At 34.5% G+C, this 2,980-nt stretch carries 3 protein-coding genes; all 3 read right to left on the bottom strand.

The window, feature by feature from the left end; all coding sequences use genetic code 11:
* The coding region (locus tag WMO19_RS09590; protein ID WP_349171636.1) for a phage replisome organizer N-terminal domain-containing protein at positions 1-581 on the bottom strand (581 nt) is incomplete at its 3' end.
* 81 nt (positions 582-662) lie between these two features.
* Complete coding sequence (gene mobQ, locus WMO19_RS09585; protein ID WP_349171635.1) at positions 663-2,303, bottom strand: MobQ family relaxase; 1,641 nt, start codon at positions 2,301-2,303, stop codon at positions 663-665.
* A 294-nt stretch (positions 2,304-2,597) separates the two neighbouring features.
* Positions 2,598-2,980: hypothetical protein (locus tag WMO19_RS09580; protein WP_349171633.1), on the bottom strand; the 383-nt coding region annotated here is incomplete at its 5' end.

Raw genomic sequence — 2,980 nt, 5'->3', positions numbered from 1 at the left:
TTATCCCTATGACATTGCATTTTATCCTTTAATTTTCCATATTCTTCATCAGTTAAGGAAACATTTTTATATTCTCCGTAAAAAACGGGGGATATTTTTTCTATCTCCCCCTCTTTTTCTAACTCTATATCTATTTCTTTCTCTATATCTCCGTTGCAATTTTGTTGCAAAAGGTTGCAATGTGTTGCATTAGTGTTGCATTGCAACGCTTTTTGTCCTCTCGATTTTCTCGAACGCCTTGTAGACGCTGTTTCTGAACCTATAAGACTTGGGATTTCTGTTAAAAAATACTCGTCATTTTCTGTGATTATCTCCATCAATCCTTGTGCCATAAGATAGTTCACTGTAACCATTACATCATCTTCTGTTTCATCAATCGTTAAGGCAAGCTCTTTGATAAAGTCTGTTTCTACTCCGTCATAATACAGTTTTCCACTATCTTTTAGGCTAAGCAAAAGCAATTTGAGGTAAATGATTGTATAGGTATCTCCTCCTGATATTCTTCTTAGTCTTTTTATTCTCTTGTCTGTAAAAAAATCTTCTTTCAGCTTTAACCAATAGTATCTTCTGTTATCTGCCATTTTTCTCTCCTTTCGTTCCTCTTATGCACCGAAACAGTGCGTCTGCTTATCTTATTTACGATGTTATCCCATTTTGGGACTTCATCTTTCCTCATTCCTGTAATAGTTCTTTGTCTTTTCCTTTCGTTTTTCGTAGGCTTCTTGTTGCTCCTGATATTTCTTAATCTGTGCAATGACACTTTGTTTTTCTCCTCTCTTGATTGCCTTGTCAATCTCAATGGATAAATCTATTCCATAATCCTCATTGACTGTCTTGACTGCATACTTGATATGGTTGATACTTTCGTACTCTTCTTTGATTGATTGTGATTGTCTGTTGAGTCTCGATATTTCATCTTCAAGGGTTTGGATTTCTTTTTTCCAGTCTTTAGACTTAATCGCCGATGAGCCTGTTATCTTTTCAAGAATTGCCCTTGCTCTTTTATATTTATCTATCTCATCTTTATGGGAATTGTAAAAGCTGTCTTTGAATAGGGATTTACTGTTCCATTCCTCAAAGACTTTTTTGTTATCCTTGATGATGTCCGCATAGGCAAAGCATTTATTTAAGTTTTCTATTCTTGTGGTTTTCGCCTTAATGTCTTGACTAATTTTCTTATTTTGGGATTGTAATGTGCTTATCTTTTCTTGTAGATCGGCTATGGTTTTAAGATTGTTGCCTTTCAGATATATTCTTGCTTTGGAAAATCGTCTTAGGTCTGCACCTATCTTTTTGTTGCTTGCATAGGGATTTAACTTTCTTGCTTTTTCTCCCTGTAAGTCATAATAAATACTGATGTACTCATAGAGATTAAAGAGTTCCGCCTTGTTCTCATATTCTTCTTTTTTCTCCTGTTTGTATTCATCATATTTTACTTGCAGACTTCCAAGTAACGAGCCTATCCAAGACGTAAGTTTGGATAGCTCCTCTTTTAATTTTCTAAATTCTAAATTCAAGGCGATGATTTTTCTGTTTTGGTTTCCTCTCTCTGTCTGTATGCCTTTTTTCTCCATCTGATAACTGCTTGTGCCTAAATGAATTTGCGGGAGTTCTTCTCTGCCTTGTTCTTTAAAGGTGCGTGGATCTATCCTTTTATTTATGTTGTTTCTTGCCAAGTATTCGTTTGCTTTCTTTGAAAAGTTTTCTCTCCACTCTTTTGCTTTGTCAGGTTTGTTCCAATCGTTCAAATTTACTTTTCTTGATTTATAGTTTCCGCTTTTCAGTTTTATCTTTCCTCCGTTTTCATCAAGGATATATTCTTTTCTGCATTTCGGTTTCCAATTCCCTTTTTCGTCTATTTCTCTAAGGGTAAGTAGGATATGGGCGTGTGGTTGTTCTTCATGATCGCTTGCCATAGGATTATGAATATTACAGTCTGCTATCATACCTTTAGAAGTAAAGTTTTCTTCTATAAATTCGCTGATTAATTTTATTCTGTCCTGTTCATTTAATTCTCTTGGAAGTGTAAAGAGCAGATTTCTTGCAAGTTGTGAATTTTTACTTTTCTCTATTTTTTCAACACTATTCCATAGGTATTCTCTGTTTGAAAACTCTTTCGGGATATGTTCCGGCAGAAATATTTTTGAGAATACAAGGTCTTCTTTTTTAGAATAGTCATGTGTTTTTCCATAGTATTCATCTTGTAATTTATCTCTTGCATTGTATGCAGCTTTTGCAATCACGCTATGCCCTTTTGATCTTGCCACAATATCTACATGGGTATGCAAACTTTTGATTTCCATTGTCTTTTCCTCCTTTATCTGTTTTCAATTTTGGGATTTTACTATCCTAATGTTCAGGTCGTATCTTCGCTCCCTTTTTCAAAGGGCGCAAAGATACACCGTTTGACTACGATGCTTTGCGTTCCTGCGGAAAGCTTATAGCTCCGCTAAGGAAACAAAAACGCTAAAGCATTTTTATTTGTTCAAGGGGGCTACTCCCCCTTAGACCCCTGTGAACTTTGTTTTTTGTAGATTTTTCAAATCCACAAAAAAGAAAAGTGTTAAAATGTTTCTCACTTTGCTCCATCTTAGTTTCTAATACATTTTCTGTTTTTCTTGTTCTTCCTCTGCCAGTTCTTCAAAATCATCATTTGCATTTTCCTCTTTAAGATTTGGATTTTCTTCTAAAGAGTTTTCTTTTTCTTTTAAATGAATTTCTGTAAGTTCTTTTAGCTTTTCTCTATTTCGATTATCGGAAAGCACATAATCTAAAAAGGCATAGATTAAATCATTATCTGTATTTTCTTCTGCTCCGGTTATCTGTTTTTCAAATTTCTCAAACACGCCTCCTTTTTCTACTTTTCGTTTCGTGTCCGCCTTTCTTTTTAGCTGTGATTTCTTTTGTCTTAGTTGCTTAATTTTGTTTTCTACCTGTTCTTTTTTCTTAGTTTCTTTTTCCAACTGGCTCATTACATTTT

It is taken from the genome of Peptoniphilus hominis (ex Hitch et al. 2025), assembly GCF_040096015.1.
Lineage (GTDB): Bacteria > Bacillota > Clostridia > Tissierellales > Peptoniphilaceae > Peptoniphilus_A > Peptoniphilus_A hominis.
Note: the sequence above shows the minus strand (reverse complement) of the source record. Positions and strands in the feature narration are given on the sequence as shown.

Coding starts and splice junctions, on each gene's coding strand:
- mobQ (WP_349171635.1), bottom strand. CDS start 2,303: ATGGAAATCAAAAGTTTGCATACCCATGTAGATATTGTGGCAAGATCA.